Origin of the sequence: Marivita sp. (assembly GCF_051251565.1) — a bacterium.
Lineage (GTDB): Bacteria > Pseudomonadota > Alphaproteobacteria > Rhodobacterales > Rhodobacteraceae > Marivita.
The window spans coordinates 1-15,501 of the sequence record NZ_JBPOFB010000021.1; the positions used below are offsets into that span (position 1 = coordinate 1).

15 protein-coding genes are annotated in these 15,501 nt (G+C 58.1%); 12 read left to right on the forward strand and 3 right to left on the reverse strand.

Annotated elements, in window-relative coordinates; translation table 11 throughout:
• Positions 1–225: 225 nt before the first annotated feature.
• The 7 genes from ACSHXH_RS17065 (at position 226) to ACSHXH_RS17095 (ending at position 5,335) form a co-directional block, all read left to right on the forward strand.
• Positions 226–747 carry an acyloxyacyl hydrolase gene (locus tag ACSHXH_RS17065; protein WP_435673006.1) on the forward strand — a complete coding sequence of 174 codons (522 nt, stop codon included), beginning with the start codon at positions 226–228 and terminating at the stop codon, positions 745–747.
• 303 nt (positions 748–1,050) lie between these two features.
• Complete coding sequence (locus tag ACSHXH_RS17070; protein WP_435673007.1) at positions 1,051–1,851, forward strand: hypothetical protein; 801 nt, start codon at positions 1,051–1,053, stop codon at positions 1,849–1,851.
• 83 nt (positions 1,852–1,934) lie between these two features.
• The gene (locus tag ACSHXH_RS17075) at positions 1,935–2,297 is read left to right on the forward strand and encodes a hypothetical protein (protein WP_435673008.1); all 363 of its coding nucleotides are present in this window, start codon (positions 1,935–1,937) and stop codon (positions 2,295–2,297) included.
• Positions 2,298–2,332: 35 nt separating this feature from the next.
• On the forward strand, positions 2,333–2,740 hold the full coding sequence (locus ACSHXH_RS17080; RefSeq protein WP_435673009.1) for a hypothetical protein: 408 nt from the start codon (positions 2,333–2,335) through the stop codon (positions 2,738–2,740).
• Positions 2,741–2,982: 242 nt separating this feature from the next.
• Positions 2,983–3,885, forward strand: coding sequence for a 2-dehydro-3-deoxygalactonokinase (locus ACSHXH_RS17085; protein ID WP_435673010.1), 903 nt, complete (start codon positions 2,983–2,985; stop codon positions 3,883–3,885).
• The gene (locus ACSHXH_RS17090; protein WP_435673011.1) at positions 3,882–4,490 is read left to right on the forward strand and encodes a 2-dehydro-3-deoxy-6-phosphogalactonate aldolase; all 609 of its coding nucleotides are present in this window, start codon (positions 3,882–3,884) and stop codon (positions 4,488–4,490) included. Before ACSHXH_RS17085 ends, ACSHXH_RS17090 begins: the two co-directional genes overlap by 4 nt.
• A complete protein-coding gene (locus tag ACSHXH_RS17095) occupies positions 4,490–5,335 on the forward strand; it encodes an SMP-30/gluconolactonase/LRE family protein (RefSeq protein ID WP_435673012.1) in 846 nt (281 codons plus the stop codon). The genes ACSHXH_RS17090 and ACSHXH_RS17095 overlap by 1 nt, the downstream gene beginning before the upstream one ends.
• Before the next feature lie 98 nt (positions 5,336–5,433).
• On the opposite strand, the gene ACSHXH_RS17100 is transcribed toward ACSHXH_RS17095, so the two are convergent.
• The 3 genes from ACSHXH_RS17100 to ACSHXH_RS17110 are packed head-to-tail and all read right to left on the reverse strand — an operon-like array spanning position 5,434 to position 8,776.
• A complete protein-coding gene (locus tag ACSHXH_RS17100) occupies positions 5,434–6,408 on the reverse strand; it encodes a glucokinase (RefSeq protein WP_435673013.1) in 975 nt (324 codons plus the stop codon).
• Position 6,409: 1 nt separating this feature from the next.
• Positions 6,410–7,738 (reverse strand): GH1 family beta-glucosidase, encoded by a 1,329-nt coding sequence (locus ACSHXH_RS17105; RefSeq protein WP_435673014.1) that lies wholly within the window; start codon positions 7,736–7,738, stop codon positions 6,410–6,412.
• Positions 7,739–7,750: 12 nt separating this feature from the next.
• Entirely contained in the window at positions 7,751–8,776 is a 1,026-nt protein-coding gene (locus tag ACSHXH_RS17110; RefSeq protein WP_435673015.1) for a substrate-binding domain-containing protein, read from the reverse strand.
• Between the two features lie 242 nt (positions 8,777–9,018).
• On the opposite strand from ACSHXH_RS17110, the gene ACSHXH_RS17115 reads away from it, so the two are divergent.
• From ACSHXH_RS17115 to ACSHXH_RS17135, 5 genes are all read left to right on the forward strand, one after another.
• Positions 9,019–10,287 carry an ABC transporter substrate-binding protein gene (locus ACSHXH_RS17115; protein ID WP_435673016.1) on the forward strand — a complete coding sequence of 423 codons (1,269 nt, stop codon included), beginning with the start codon at positions 9,019–9,021 and terminating at the stop codon, positions 10,285–10,287.
• Between the two features lie 132 nt (positions 10,288–10,419).
• Positions 10,420–11,439 (forward strand): carbohydrate ABC transporter permease, encoded by a 1,020-nt coding sequence (locus ACSHXH_RS17120; protein WP_435673017.1) that lies wholly within the window; start codon positions 10,420–10,422, stop codon positions 11,437–11,439.
• 13 nt (positions 11,440–11,452) lie between these two features.
• Complete coding sequence (locus tag ACSHXH_RS17125) at positions 11,453–12,610, forward strand: carbohydrate ABC transporter permease (RefSeq protein WP_435673018.1); 1,158 nt, start codon at positions 11,453–11,455, stop codon at positions 12,608–12,610.
• Positions 12,611–12,680: 70 nt separating this feature from the next.
• Complete coding sequence (locus ACSHXH_RS17130) at positions 12,681–14,339, forward strand: alpha-amylase family glycosyl hydrolase (protein ID WP_435673019.1); 1,659 nt, start codon at positions 12,681–12,683, stop codon at positions 14,337–14,339.
• 26 nt (positions 14,340–14,365) lie between these two features.
• Positions 14,366–15,454, forward strand: a complete 1,089-nt coding sequence (locus tag ACSHXH_RS17135) for an ABC transporter ATP-binding protein (protein ID WP_435673020.1) — start codon at positions 14,366–14,368, stop codon at positions 15,452–15,454.
• Positions 15,455–15,501 lie beyond the last annotated feature (47 nt).

The following is a 15,501-nucleotide window of genomic DNA, read 5'->3' on the forward strand; positions in this document are numbered from 1 at the left end:
GGTACTGCGACTCAAGTCGTGGGAGAGTAGGTCACCGCCAAACCTAATAAACCTCCAAATATCTCTCCTAAACGATACCTTGAATTTGACCCCCACGGCTTGCCGCGGGGGTTTTTTCTGGCCCTGTCCGTACCAGTTACCCACATGTTCAGCTAGGTCGCGCCGCTGGACTTTTGGTGTGAAATGACCCAATCCTTAGGGCGCGCAAGTGCAGGAGCAAACGACATGGCTGACGGTAGTTTCGCGGTTCTTTTATTCGTTCTTGGTCTGACTGATATGAGCATCAATCATTGCGGCACGCAGCCGGGATGCCTTGGTGCATCTGACACGTCCTCTCGGGTGTCCCTGTCACTGGGCGAGGTGGTCGAACGGCGCGCAGAGCCTGCATCAGAGCTGTATCTGCGCTATGACCTTGGGCAAAAGCGCGGCCCATTTGGGCAGGTGGCAGGGCTGTCCATTGGCGAAAACGGCGAAACATGGGTCGGCTTTGGCGCAACCTATGACATTCCCTTCGGTCAAACCGGAGCGTATGCGGAATTGCATGCCATGCCGGGACTCTATTTTGACAATGGCGGTTTTGACCTGGGTGGTGAGGTTGCCTTTCGCTCGGGGATCGAGCTGGGGTACGAGACCCGGCAAGGTTGGCGCATGGCACTCAGCTATGATCATCGGTCCAATGCGGGGATATACGAAGAAAACCCCGGCATTGAGACAATCCAGTTCAAAGTTTCAGTCCCGCTGAAATGATCGCCGCACGGGCCGTCATCACGGTCATACGGATTGTTTGAAGACTTGCACGCAAAGCACATCACGGATTAGGGTTGCGGTGCGCTTTTACCGCGTCCCGATCATGTCGGGTGCGTGTAAGGTGGCAGTTATTGTGTTCAGTTTATTCTTTAGCGGCTTATGCAATCACAAAGAAGACGCCCCTCCGGCAGCGAAATACGCCGGGCGAACAGAATTGCCAGCAGGACCTTGTCCTCGTCAACCGGGGATCAGGTCTGTCGGACCTGTAATAGTGGAGAGATTTGCGACAGTCTGCGCGCTCAATTGGCCCGCAATGCCGAAGATCAGGATCAGGCGATGTTGGCGTCCGCAACCTATGACCCCGATGCGCCGCTCCCGGAAGGCTACCGCCGTGCGACGGATGCCGATTTGCAGGCGATTGGGCTGTCGGATGGGGAAACAAGCTTGCTGGATATGCCGGGAGAGCCTGATTTTCACGCAGAGGCTTTCGTGCGAACAGCTGCTAACGGTAGCGAAAGCTATGTTGTGGGCTTCAAGGGCACCAGTTTTACGTCGCTCAGCGATTGGCGGAATAATCTGGGGCAGGGTATGGGAAGCGAAACATCCTACTATCGTCGTGCAGCCAGAATTGGACGTCAAGCTATGAATTCAGGTCACGATATTTCGTTTGTCGGGCATTCTTTGGGTGGTGGTCTTGCTGCGACAGCGTCCGGCGCAGGCGGATTGCCTGCACAGACGTTCAATTCTGCGGGCTTGTCACAGGCAACGCTTGACCGCATTGCTTTCGAAAATCCTTCACTTGTGAGCGCAACACATGTGGAAGGTGACATCCTGAATGGATTGCAGGACAATACGCCAATGGCGGATGCTTACGGGACGCGACGCGGTATACCTCCAGCCAGTGGATGGACATTTGGGGATGTAGCGGGCGGTGCTGTCGGCGCGGTTGCTGGGTCGCTTCTTGGTGGTAACACGACGACAGGCGGCCTTATTGGCGCCTATGGGACACGTGGCGTACGTTTGCACGGAATGGAATCAGTAGAAGAAGCGCTGGAGCATGAAGAAGACATGCTGCGAGAAGAGATGGATGCGAACGGATGCTAAAATGGTTCAAATGGGGGCGATACGCTCTTCTCATAGCGTTCATATTTGCGGTTGCTGCATGCCAAGATGAGGGATCAACGAACATGAATGATAGAGCAGTTGACATTGGCGAAGTAGGTCCTGACGGCAACCACATGATATTTCGGCGCATTGAACAGGATGATTTCGACGCTGTGCGCGCGTATCTGGAGGCAGGTTTGGACCCGAATGTCCGTGGATTTATGGACGAGACGGCGGCGATTTGGTCTGCTGGGTCGAACTCATGGCGAATGGTTGAAATTCTGATTGAGTATGGGGCTGATTTATCATTGCAGTCACGAGATGGGCGTACCCTTTCAAGCATGGTGCGGCAAAGTCTTGACCTCGGAAACGTTCGGCTGACCGCGCCAGATGGTCAAGCTTTCCTGCGCGTACAGGACGTTTTGCGTCAAAGAGGTTTGTTGTAGGCTTATTGCATCGCTGGAATGTTCTTGCAGCGGTCATGACGGTATCTCTTGCGGCATTCCATCCGGCCATTACCGAAGATGCGAGAACGTCTTCCAACGACATGAATGAGATCGCGGAAGACGGCAATCACATGATCTTTCAGCGTATTTTACGCGATGATTTCGACGGCGTGCGCACGTATCTCGATGCGGGGGCTGATCCCAATGTCCGGGGGTTCATGAACCAAACTGCCTCCATTTCTGCGGCGGCGTCAAATTCCTGGCGCATGGTTGAGGTCTTTTTCGAGTACGGCGCTGAGCTATCGCTTGAATCGCGTAATGGGAGGTCGGCTTCCAGTATTGTGCAGCAGCGACTTGAGCTGGGAAATGTAAGTTTGTCATCTCCTGATGGGCAGGCCTTTGTGCGCATCCAAGATATCTTGGGACAGCGTGGTGTGCTCTGAAAAGAGGCAGTGCCGCAATGGCATCTATGGGCTAGGGTGACGGGCTTTCATCCAGCGCGTCAACGGCGACTCTCTGATCCGACCCGCGCACAAGTGCTTGATGGGGCTATAGAACAGGTCTACGACGCAGGGAATAGCCCGGTAGGTCACGCCACGGACCTCGGCATCACAGAACACTAAGAGGCTCTCCTAATGCTTCCCTACACGCTCCTCCACATTTTTCATGGTCCGCAGGGCAGAGCATGACGGATTGGATCGCCGTTGATTGGGGGACATCGCAGTTGCGTGTCTGGGGGATGACAGGCACGGGCACTGTGACCTTTCGCAAAACCAGTGAGGCCGGGATGAACGGGCTGCCTCAGGATGGGTTTGAGCCTGCGTTGATCGACCTTGTCGGTGACGACATGCCCATGGCCGAAACCCCGGTGATCGTTTGCGGCATGGCGGGGTCGCGGCAGGCCTGGGCCGAGGCAGACTATGCCGCCGTGCCCTGCGTAGCACCTGGCTTGGACCGTGCGACAGCGGTTCAAACGCAAGACAAACGCCTGTCAGTGCATATTCTTCCCGGTGTCAAACAAGCCAGCCCAGCCGATGTGATGCGTGGTGAGGAAACCCAAATCTCCGGATTCCTGACCCTGAACCCGAAATTCGCTGGCATTATCTGTTTGCCCGGAACGCACACCAAATGGGTGCATATCAGCGCGGGCGAAATTGTAAGCTTTCGCACCTTTATGACAGGTGAGCTTTTTGCGCTTTTGTCGGATCGTTCTGTTCTGCGGCACACGGTGTCTGGCGATGGCTGGGATTGGGATGCGTTTACCGACGCGGTCAGCACCGCAATGTCCAACACGTCTGATCTGGCCGCGCGGCTTTTTTCCATACGCGCCGAAGGGATACTGAACGATCTTGATGCAAAGACCGCCCGTGCGCGACTGTCCGGTCTGTTGATCGGTTCGGAGCTTGCCGCCGCGCGACCTTACTGGCTGGGCCAGCATGTGGCGCTGATTGGCGATGATGCGCTGTGCAAGGCTTATGCGGACGCACTTGGCGCGCAAGGCCTGCCAGTCGAGCGGACCGATGCGGACCGGATGACACTTGAAGGCCTCAAAGCCGCCTATGCTGGCCTTAAGGCCACCACGTCATGAGTAGTCGCAACATCATCGCAATCCTGCGCGGCATCACTCCGTCAGAAGTCGTGCCCATTGCTGAGGCATTGATTGACGCAGGCATCGACAAGATCGAGGTGCCGCTGAATTCGCCTGATGCCTTTATATCGATCAAAGCGCTGGTGAACTCAGTTGGCCGCCGTTCGCTGATCGGCGCGGGCACCGTGCTGACACCCGATGATGTGCACCGTCTGCACCGGATCGGCGCGCAGTTGATCGTGTCGCCGGATTGCAATCCACGCGTGATTGTGGCGACAAAGCAGCTCGGCCTGCAAAGCTTTCCCGGTGTGATGACACCCACCGAGTGTTTCACCGCATTGCGCAACGGCGCGGACGGGTTAAAGCTGTTCCCCGGTACGTTGATCGGTCCCGCAGGGCTCAGGGCGCTCAAGGCGGTGTTGCCTGACGGGGTCCAGACCTATGCAGTGGGCGGGGCCGACCCGTCAAACTTTGCCGAATGGCGCAATGCTGGCGTGGACGGATTTGGCATTGGAACCGCGCTATACGCACCGGGGCTTTCGGTGGACGACATCACTTCCCGCGCGCGCGACATCGTTGCCGCCTATGACAAGAGTATGACCTGATGGCATCCGTTTTCAGCACCAGCATTTGCGCCCTTGGTGAGGGTCCGTTGTGGCATCCTGAGGAACAGGCGCTTTACTGGTTCGATATCCTGGGCAAGCGGCTTTATCGCAACGATGGCAGTAATGAGCTAAGCTGGGACTTTGATGAACATGTATCGGCGGCCGGATGGGTGGATCACGGCGTGCTTCTGATCGCCAGTGAGACATCGCTATCCCTGTTCGAAACCGCGACCGGCGAAACGACGTTTGTGCATCCCTTGGAGTTTGACAACCCGGTGACCCGGTCAAATGATGGCCGCGCCGACCCGTGGGGCGGGTTCTGGATCGGGACAATGGGCAAAAACGCCGAGCCGGGGGCAGGCGCCATTTATCGCTATTATGACGGCACGCTGACCAAGCTGTTTGACCGGATCACAATTGCCAATGCGATTTGCTTTGCGCCAGGCGGGACGCATGCGTTTTACACCGACACCCACAAACGCAAAATTCTGCGCGTGGCATTGGACGCGGATGGCTTTCCTGATGGCAAGCCGTCGCTGTTTGTCGATCTGACCGAGGCACAGGCCAACCCCGATGGGGCTGTTGTGGATGCTGCGGGAAACCTGTGGGTGGCCCATTGGGGCGTCGGGCGCGTGGTGTGTTACGGCCCGAACGGCGATCTGCTGCGGTTCATCACCGTGCCGGCGGTGCAGTCCACATGCCCGGCCTTTGGGGGGCCGGACCTCGCAACGCTGTTTGTCACCTCAGCGGCGGATGGGCTTGATCCTGCGGGGCCAAAGGATGGGATGACCTTTGCAGTTGAAGCTGGAACAAAAGGCCAGCCCGAGCATCGTGTGGTTCTTTGAGGGGTAGATGAAATTTTACCGTTTGGTAAAAAAATATCACTTTGTGTATAAGATACGAAGTGTATTTTAGATAATTGTTATAATTGCAAAATATATACTCACACCGGGCCGATCAGCTCTGCCAGATGCGCGGCTGATCCGGACAGGGCTGCGTAGTCATCCTCTACCAGATGCACCGGGAATTGCCGCATGAAATCCGAAAAACGGCCCTTGTCGCAAAAGGCCTCGCGGAAGCCGAGCCGGATCAGGTGTGGCGCAAAATGGCGGGTGACGCCGCCGATCAGGTAAATCCCGCCAAACGGCAAATGCACGAGCGCAAGATTGCCCGCAGCGCGGCCCATCATTCGGATGAACAGGCGCGCGGCATCCTCGGCAAGGGCGCTTGTCCCATCATTGACCGCCTGCATGATGCCACCCGCATCAAGTGGCGTGACGACACCTGCTTCCGCGCAGATAAATTCGTAAACCCGTTCAAAGCCTCGGCCTGAAAGGACATCCTCCAACCCCGGCGTGCCGTGTTTGCGCGCGATCCAATCAAGCAAGCGCAATTCATCCGCGCTTTGCGCAGGCAGGGATACGTGACCGGCCTCGGATGGGGGAACAAGCGTGCGGTCACCCAGCCGGTAGACTGCCGCAGCGTTCATGCCGGTGCCCACGCCAATCACCAGCCGCGCGGCGTGATCCCCGGCGCTCTGGCCCGGTAGAAGAGTGCGTACCGCGTCTGGCGTCAGATGATCAAGGCCGTGTCCTTGCGCTTGCAAGTCATTCAACACCGCCACGGTTGTGGCGCCGGTGGCATCCGCAACAGACGCACGGTCGACAGTCCAGCTCAGGTTCGTCAACTCACCAATCCCGTCGCGCACAGGCCCGGCCATGGCGACGCAGGCGGCATCCGGGGACACGTTCTGGTCCGCCAGATAGGCGCGCAGGACAGACACCAGATCGGAGTGATCCGCGTTGCGAAACCGCTTGATCGTGTCAGTCCGCACCGTGGCACCATCGGTCAGTGCAACACGTGTGTTGGTGCCACCCAGATCGGCGACAAGGGCGGTGAGAGTCGGATGTTTGTTCATGTCAGGTCCCGGTCAGCGCGGATTTGAGCGCGTGGTACGAGGATTTCGGCGTGCGGTCCAGCGTGTCAAAATCGACATGCACCAGCCCGAACCGTTTGTCATAGCCAAGCGCCCATTCGTAATTGTCCATGAGCGACCAGATGAAATAGCCTTTGACCGGCGCACCATCGGCCATCGCGCGTTGTATGGCCGCGACATGTTGGTTGAGATACGCAATGCGGTGCGGGTCCGCGACACTGCCGTTCCTGATCACGTCCGGTGCGGCCATGCCGTTTTCCGTCACATATAGCGGCAAATCGCCGGTATAGTCGCGGGCGGTGCGGGTCAGGAAGTTATACAGGCCTTCGGGGTAGATTTCCCAATCCATATACGTCTTGGGCAAGGGGCCTTCGACCTCGTGATGGCTGGGCCATGGCCCATCATTTGGCGCGATGATCTTGCGGGTGTAATAGTTGATCCCGCACCAGTCCAGCGGGCTTTGGATGACGCCGAAATCGTCCTGCCAGCCTTTGGGCATGTGCGGCTCCAACCCCTGCATGACAGTGGCGGGATAGCGGCCTTTGAATGCGCCAGACAAAAAGAATTCGTTGTAATATCCGTCGTATAGCGCCGCTGCTTCATGTGCCGCCTCGGTGTCGTCGGCAGGCGTGGCCCATTCCATGTTGAACACGCCGCCAAGGTTGGTCATCCCCAAGCCACGCATCGCCTGAATGGCGGTGCCGTGGGCCAGCAACACATGGTGCATCGCGTGGGCGGTGGCGCGGATGTCGCGCAGACCCGGCGCGTGATGGCCCAGGAAATGCGACAACCAGCCAACGCACCACGGCTCGTTGATCGGGGCAACTGAATGCATCCGGTCGCCGATCCGACCCATGATCGTTTCGGTGAATGCACCGAACCACTTGGGCATGTCCGGGTTGCGCCAGCCGCCCAGATCGGCCAACGCCACAGGCAATTCCCAATGGTATAGCGCGGCACAGGGTTTAAGCCCGCGCTCCAGCATTGCATCGGTCAACCGGTCGTAGAAGTCGAGACCCTCTGGGTTCGGCGTGCCGCGCCCTTCGGGCAGAACCCGCGCCCAGCTTGTGGAAAAGCGATAGGCATCAAGCCCGGCCGCCGCCACCAGATCAAGGTCGGCTTCAAATCGATGGTAATGGTCACAGGCCCGATCACCATTTTCCGCGCGCACCACATTGCCGGGGGTGGCGGCAAAGCTGTCCCAGTGGGTTTTTCCCGCGCCGCCAAAGGCATGGCCTTCGATTTGATAGCTGGATGTGGCGGTGCCAAACAGAAAGTCGTCAGGAAAATCCTGCCGTTTGAACGTCAGCATCAGGCAATTCCTTCAGGTTGCGGCAGGGCCCGTAGACCGCCCGATGATCAGGTCTGCTTCGAGCAGGCGGGTTTTCGGCGCATGTTTTGGGGCCGTGATCAGCGACAGCAACATTTCCGCCGCTTCGCCGCCCGCGTAGCGCACCGAGGACCGCAGCGCGGTAAAGATCGGCACATCATCGCCGTTCTCAAGATAGCTGAGCGCGTCGTCATGGGTGATGATCGAGACATCGCGCGCCAACACCAGACCGGCCTCGTGCACCGCGCGGCGCACGCCAATGGCGGTGATGATCGACGCGCAGACAAACGCCGTGGGTTTGATGGCGCGTGACAGCATCTCCTTGGCGGCGCGGTAGCCGTAGACTTCGGTCATTTCCTCGCTGCGCATGAGCGTGGGATCAATCGACAGCCCGTTGTTCTTGAGCGCGGCTTCGTATCCCCGGCGGCGGCGGAACGCGAAGTCCATATGCTCGAGCCCATTCAGAAGAGCGATCCGGCGATGCCCCAATTCGATCAGGAAGTGGGTGCCGCGTTCAAAGGCACCGCGGTTGTTCACGTCGATCCACGAGTAGGGCAGGTTCACATCGGTCGAACGTCCATGCACCACAAAGGGCAGGCCGATCCGTCCCAATAGCCCGATGCGGGCGTCATTGATCACCGGACCATGCACGATGATCCCGTCGACAGTGCCCCGGGCGCGGATATCCTGGTAGGCGCGCGCCTCTTCCTGATCCGGCACCAATGTGAGCATCATGTCATAGCCCGCGCGCGCATAGGCTTCGCCGGCACCTGCGATAAAGTCACCGAACACCGGGTTGACCATCTCGTGCTGGTTCGAGACGGGAATCACGTGCCCAATGGCCAGCGCGCGCCCTGTGGCCAATCCTTTGGCGCGGGTGTTGGGACGGTAATTCAGATCGTGCGCGGCTTTCAGGACGCGGTTGCGCGTGTCTTCATTGACCTCGGGATACCCGTTCAGGGCGCGGCTGACCGTGGTCTGCGACAGGTTGAGATGTTCTGACAGTTGCTTGAGATTCACTGATTTTGCCCAAAGCGCTTTGAAAACTGGGGTCAAGTTAGACACAATTCAAAGTATATGCAAAGCCCCTTTGCGCGTGCCAAGTTTCTGCAATGCAGCATAAATGGTGGGATTTTCTGCGGCTACACTGGATTGACAGATGGCCTCAAATCGCTACGTTCAGCGTATCCAAAGCGCTTTGGAGTGATTCCGAGGCGGTGGATTCGGTTAGGCGTCAAAAGGCGCAACTTGGGAGGAATTTCATGAAAAAGACACTCACATCGAGTGTGGCCATCGCCGCGCTGTGGTCCAGCGCCGCGTTCGCGGAAAATGTCACCGTATTTGGTCCGTGGCTTGGCCCGGACCAGGAACTGGTCGAGGCCGTATTGTCGGACTTTGCCGCGAAATCAGGCCACACTGTCAGCTATGTCGGCTCTGACAGCTTTGAACAGCAGATCGTCGTTGATGCCGAAGCCGGCTCTGCCCCGAACGTCGCTGTCTTTCCGCAGCCGGGTCTTGCATCGGACATGGCCGCGCGCGGATTCCTGACACCGTTGAAAGAGGGCACTGCGGAATGGCTGGCAGAAAACTATGCGGCTGGTCAGTCCTGGGTCGATCTGGGAACCTATTCAGGCCCCGATGGCGCGGACAGCCTGTATGGGTTTTTCTACAAGGTCGATGTGAAGTCGCTGGTCTGGTATTCGCCCGAGAATTTCGAGGATGCAGGCTACGAGATCCCGACGACGATGGAAGAGCTTAAGGCGCTGACCGATCAAATCGTTGCGGATGGCGAAACGCCGTGGTGCATTGGTCTGGGATCGGGTGGCGCAACCGGCTGGCCTGCGACCGACTGGGTCGAGGAAATGATGCTGCGCACGCAAGACCCAAGCGTTTACGACCAATGGGTGTCCAACGAGATTCCGTTCAACGACCCACGCGTCGTCGCCGCAATCGAAGAATTCGGCGCGTTTGCCCGCAATGATGATTACGTGGCCGGTGGTGCAGGGGCCGTGGCCTCGACCGATTTCCGCGATAGCCCCAAGGGTCTGTTTGCGGCACCGCCCCAGTGCTACATGCACCGCCAAGCGTCGTTCATTCCTGCGTTCTTCCCGGAAGGCACCGAAATTGGCGCGGATGCGGACTTCTTCTACTTCCCGGCCTATGCTGAAAAAGACCTTGGCTCTCCGGTTCTGGGCGCAGGCACACTTTGGGCGATCACCAACGAAAATCAGGCGGCCCATGATCTGATTGCCTATCTTCAGACACCCGAAGCGCACGAGATCTGGATGGCCAACGGTGGCTTCCTGACGCCGCACAAGGGTGTGGACAGCTCCAAGTTCGCAACCGAAGCGGCGGCCAAGATGAACGACATCCTTCTGGGCGCCACCACCTTCCGTTTTGATGCATCTGACCTGATGCCCGGCGGTGTTGGCGCGGGCACGTTCTGGACCGGCATGGTCGACTATTCCGGTGGCAAGGACGCAACCGAAGTGGCGACTGAGATCCAGAATAGCTGGGACGCGCTGAAGTAAGAGTATCTTGCAAAAATGTTGGACTGTGCGGGTAGCCGCGCAGTCCGCACCCACAAAGCTGCAAAGCCAAGACCCGTATAAGGGACAGCCAGTGGCACACACTGGATCAGCACACATTTTGGGAGGGACAGAATGAATCCCGCAATTCAAGGTTTGTTGACCATCGCCATCGGCGTCGGCGGATGTCTGAGCTATTTTTATTTTTCCAATCAATTTCTGGACAAAGTGCTGTTTCCGGCAAAGGGTCCGAACGCGGGCAAGAACATAAACCGCGCCAACATCGTGCGGCCGTGGCTGTTCCTGTTTCCTGCACTTCTGGCGCTTGGGCTTTACCTTGCCTATCCCGTGGTCGAGACGATCCGCCTGTCCCTGACCGAACGCGAAACACTGCCTGACGGCAGCACGGTCTACAATTTCGTTTGGTTCGCAAACTATGCGCAAATGGCCTCTGAGCCGAAATTCTGGGAGGCCATGCGCAACAACATGCTGTGGCTGATTGTTGTGCCCGCCATGTCGACCGCCTTTGGCCTGCTGGCCGCACAGCTGACCGACCGGATCAGGTGGGGCAATGTCGCCAAGTCGCTGATCTTCATGCCGATGGCGATTTCCTTTGTCGGCGCGGCGGTGATCTGGCGGCTGGTGTACGATGCCCGCCCACCGGGCACTGAACAAATCGGCCTTCTGAACGCGATCTATGTTTGGATCAGTGGTAATGACCCGCAGCAATGGCTGACCGTTCCGTTCTGGAACAGCTTCCTGCTGATGATCGTGCTGATCTGGATTCAGACCGGCTTTGCCATGGTGATCCTGTCCGCCGCCCTGCGTGGTATTCCCGAGGAAACGATCGAGGCGGCGATTGTGGACGGGGCCAACCCGTTTCAGATCTTCTTCAAAATCAAGATGCCGCAGATCGCGGGCACCATCGTGGTGGTCTGGACGACGATCACGCTGGTGGTTCTCAAGGTCTTTGACATCGTTTTTGCGATGACCAACGGCCAATGGGAGACGCAAGTTCTGGCCAATTACATGTTCGACAAGCTGTTCCGCGCCAATGACTGGGGTGTCGGATCGGCGAGTGCGATCGTGATCATGCTGCTGGTGACGCCGATCCTTGTCTGGAACGTGCGCAATGCGCGCAATGAAATGCGCTGAGGGAGACAGGGCTATGGATAATATTGCAGGAACCAAATCCTCTCTCACGTGGGCGGTGCATATCTCGGTTGTGGTGCTGGTCGCGTTGTGGCTGTTCCCGACGGTCGGTCTTTTGGTGTCATCCTTTCGGACGGCGGACCAGATTTCCACATCGGGCTGGTGGAACGCGCTGTTCCCGACGGAACAAAGCCTGACATTGCGCACCGCAGATCCGGGCGCACAGGTCCTGGTGGACGGTGTGTACGTGATCGAAGGCAACCTGTTCACAGGCGAAGACCTGTCCGACGAGATCGACATGTCGGCGTGGGGCACGTCCTCGCGCGATGTGGGGGCCTATGCGCCCGGTGACACCGCAGAACTGCGTGATGGGGAACGCATCACCGTTGCCGCAAATGGCGATTACCGTCTGGAAAGCCCCGTCGAGATGGAGGGCAGCCGCGGCCAGCGGATCTTTGTGACTGCCGAACTGCCGCCCGATTTCACGCTTGAGAATTACCAGCAGGTGCTTTTCTCGGGCAACGCGACCGACAGCATGACCAAGGCGTTCTTCAACACGCTGACCGTTACCATCCCGGCAACAATCATTCCGATCGTGGTTGCGGCCTTTGCGGCCTATGCGCTGGCATGGATGGATTTTCCGGGACGGGCACTTTTGATAGCGGTGGTGGTCGGGCTTTTGGTGGTGCCATTGCAATTGGCGCTGATTCCGCTGCTCAAGCTTCATTTGGGGATCGGCATTGGAAAGGGGTATCTGGGGACGTGGCTGGCCCATACCGGGTTCGGGTTACCTCTCGCCATTTATCTCTTGCGCAATTACATGGTCGGGCTGCCTCGGGATATCATCGAAAACGCCCGCGTGGATGGCGCAACAGAGTTTCAGATTTTCACGAAGATCATCCTCCCACTGTCCTTTCCGGCGCTCGCCAGCTTTGCGATTTTCCAGTTCCTCTGGACATGGAATGATCTTCTGGTCGCCAAGGTGTTCCTGATCGACGCAACCGGTCAGACCACCGTGATGACCAACCAGATCGTCGAGCTTTTGGGAACCCGAGGCGGCAATTGGGAAATCCTTGCCACAGCGGCGTTTGTGTCGATCTCTGTTCCGCTTTTGGTGTTCTTCGCCATGCAGAAATACCTCGTGCGCGGCTTGCTCGCGGGCTCTGTTAAATAACACGTCCCGCCATTGGCGGGGCCAAATCAACACTGCTCTCGCCAAAGGCGGGGCTTCGAAAACAGGATGAATGAACGTGGCAAACACTCTGGCCGCAGAAAACCCCGCTGTAGACGCTGACTGGTGGCGTGGGGCTGTGATCTATCAAATCTACCCGCGCAGCTTTCAGGACAGCAATGGTGACGGGGTTGGCGACCTTTTGGGCATCGCGCATCGTCTGCCCTATGTGGCGTCATTGGGTGTGGATGCGATCTGGATCAGCCCGTTCTTCACGTCGCCGATGAAGGATTTCGGCTACGATGTCAGCGATTATTGCGATGTCGATCCGATGTTCGGGTCACTGGCGGATTTCGATGTTCTGGTGCAGACCGCGCACCGGCTGGGCATCCGGGTGATGATTGACCTTGTCCTGTCCCACACATCCGACCAGCACCCGTGGTTCATGGAAAGCCGCGCGAACCGGACCAATGCCAAGGCAGATTGGTACGTCTGGTCCGATCCCAAGGACGATGGCACGCCGCCGAACAACTGGCTGTCGATCTTTGGTGGATCCGCTTGGCAATGGGATGCGCGGCGCGAACAATATTACCTGCACAACTTTCTGACGTCACAGCCCGATCTGAACTTTCACACCCCGGATGTTCAGGATGCACTGCTTGAGGCGACGCGGTTCTGGCTGGACAGGGGCGTGGACGGGTTCCGTCTGGACACCATCAACTTCTATTTCCACGACAAGGAGCTGCGCAGCAATCCGGGCCTGCCCAAGGACAAACGCAACGCCACCATCGCGCCATCGGTGAACCCGTACAATCATCAGGAACATCTCTATTCCAAGAACCAGCCCGAAAACCTTGGGTTTCTGGAACGGTTCCGTGTGTTGCTTGACGAATACCCCGGCACCACATCCGTGGGTGAGGTGGGCGATGCGCAGCGCGGGCTTGAAATCATGGGTGAATACACGCGTGGCGATGACCGGGTTCACATGTGTTACGCGTTCGAGTTCCTATCCGGGGCTGAACCCACCGCCGCGCGCTTTGTCGAGGTTCTGGGGCAGGTCGATGAGGTGGCTGAAGAGGGCTGGGCATGCTGGGCATTTTCGAACCACGATGTGGTTCGGCACGCAAGCCGGTGGAACCTGTCTCCGGCGGCGCAGCGGTTGTTTACAACGCTGATGATGTGCCTGCGCGGATCGGTGTGCCTCTATCAGGGCGAAGAGCTGGGTCTGACCGAAGCCGACGTGGCGTTCGAAGATTTGCAAGACCCCTATGGAATTGAATTCTGGCCCGAGTTCAAAGGCCGCGACGGCTGTCGCACCCCGATGGTGTGGCAAGCGTCGAACCAGAATGGCGATTTCACCACCGGCCAGCCGTGGTTGCCGGTGAGCCATGAACATCTGCACCGCACGGTCGCGCATCAAGAAGCCGACCCGGCGGCGATCCTGCACCATTACCGTCGCGCCATCGCGTTCCGTCAGGCACAGCCCGCCTTGGCAAAGGGCGACCATGACGGTGTGAAAAACGATGGCAGCATCGTGTATTTCACCCGCAGCTACGAAGGCAGCACCATCTTTTGTGCTTTCAATGTCAGCGACCAGCCGGCGACGATGGCGATGCCTTTGGGCAAATGGGCGCAGATCGGTCTGGAGTTGGGGAGCGCCGGACCACAGGCAGACGGCAAACTGCATCTTGGCCCGTGGCAACCCTGCCTCGCGCTTAAAATGATATCCTGACACACGGGATAAGGGAGGGACAAACCATGGCCAATTTGAAGCTGACAGATGTCGAAAAGACCTATGCCGGTGCGGTCAACGTGCTCAACAACATCAATCTCGACATCACGCAGGGAGAGCTGATCGTCTTTGTCGGGCCTTCTGGCTGTGGCAAGTCCACGCTTTTGCGGATGATTGCGGGGCTGGAAAAGATCACTGGCGGCACGCTTGAAATTGATGGCGAGGTGGTCAACGACATGCCGCCCGCGATGCGCGGTATTGCCATGGTGTTCCAATCCTACGCTTTGTACCCGCACATGACCGTGCGCGAAAACATGCAGTTCGCGCTCAAGATCGCCAAGAAACCGCAGGCAGACATTGACGCAGCGGTGAACCGCGCCGCGAAGATGCTGCAACTCGACGAATATCTTGACCGTTTGCCCAAAGCGCTTTCCGGCGGCCAGCGTCAGCGTGTGGCCATTGGTCGGTCGATTGTGCGTGATCCAAAGGTGTACCTGTTCGATGAACCGCTCTCGAACCTCGACGCCGCGTTGCGCGTGGCGACCCGGATCGAGATTGCCCAGCTCAAGGAACAAATGCCACAATCGACCATGATCTATGTGACCCACGATCAGGTGGAAGCCATGACCCTGGCCACCCGCATCGTGGTGCTGGCGAATAAGGGCATCGCGCAGGTCGGCGCGCCTTTGGAACTGTACGAACGGCCAAACAGCGAATTCGTGGCCCAGTTCATCGGCTCTCCGTCAATGAACCTGCTACCGGGCGAGATTGTCGGCACCGGCAGCCAGACCACGATAAAAATGGACGGCGGCGGCACGGCTGTGTCCCACTACCCGACCAACGACGCGGATATGGGCCTGAAGGTGAATGTCGGCGTGCGGCCCGAGGATTTCCTTGAAACCGATGGCGATTATATCTTTGAGGGCAAGGTCAACATCACCGAGGCTCTTGGTGAAGTGACGTTGCTGTATTTCGAAAAGCAAGGTGAGGCCGAAGCGGTGATCGGCAAACTGCCCGGTATCCATGCCGATCTGCGCGGCAAGCCTGTCAAGCTGGGCGCAAGCCCGGACAAGGTGCATGTCTTCGCGGGTGGCACGTCGTTGCTTTATCGGTAAGTACAAAGCAAAGCGCCTTCTAAGGCGCTTTGCTAAGACTATTCGAA

Excerpts from the sequence above, each read along its gene's own strand:
- ACSHXH_RS17065 (WP_435673006.1), top strand. The coding sequence starts at position 226 with ATGGCTGACGGTAGTTTCGCGGTTCTTTTATTCGTTCTTGGTCTGACT.
- ACSHXH_RS17075 (WP_435673008.1), top strand. The coding sequence starts at position 1,935 with ATGAATGATAGAGCAGTTGACATTGGCGAAGTAGGTCCTGACGGCAAC.
- ACSHXH_RS17080 (WP_435673009.1), top strand. The coding sequence starts at position 2,333 with ATGACGGTATCTCTTGCGGCATTCCATCCGGCCATTACCGAAGATGCG.
- ACSHXH_RS17085 (WP_435673010.1), top strand. The coding sequence starts at position 2,983 with ATGACGGATTGGATCGCCGTTGATTGGGGGACATCGCAGTTGCGTGTC.
- ACSHXH_RS17090 (WP_435673011.1), top strand. The coding sequence starts at position 3,882 with ATGAGTAGTCGCAACATCATCGCAATCCTGCGCGGCATCACTCCGTCA.
- ACSHXH_RS17095 (WP_435673012.1), top strand. The coding sequence starts at position 4,490 with ATGGCATCCGTTTTCAGCACCAGCATTTGCGCCCTTGGTGAGGGTCCG.
- ACSHXH_RS17100 (WP_435673013.1), bottom strand. The coding sequence starts at position 6,408 with ATGAACAAACATCCGACTCTCACCGCCCTTGTCGCCGATCTGGGTGGC.
- ACSHXH_RS17105 (WP_435673014.1), bottom strand. The coding sequence starts at position 7,738 with ATGCTGACGTTCAAACGGCAGGATTTTCCTGACGACTTTCTGTTTGGC.
- ACSHXH_RS17115 (WP_435673016.1), top strand. The coding sequence starts at position 9,019 with ATGAAAAAGACACTCACATCGAGTGTGGCCATCGCCGCGCTGTGGTCC.
- ACSHXH_RS17120 (WP_435673017.1), top strand. The coding sequence starts at position 10,420 with ATGAATCCCGCAATTCAAGGTTTGTTGACCATCGCCATCGGCGTCGGC.
- ACSHXH_RS17125 (WP_435673018.1), top strand. The coding sequence starts at position 11,453 with ATGGATAATATTGCAGGAACCAAATCCTCTCTCACGTGGGCGGTGCAT.
- ACSHXH_RS17130 (WP_435673019.1), top strand. The coding sequence starts at position 12,681 with ATGAACGTGGCAAACACTCTGGCCGCAGAAAACCCCGCTGTAGACGCT.
- ACSHXH_RS17135 (WP_435673020.1), top strand. The coding sequence starts at position 14,366 with ATGGCCAATTTGAAGCTGACAGATGTCGAAAAGACCTATGCCGGTGCG.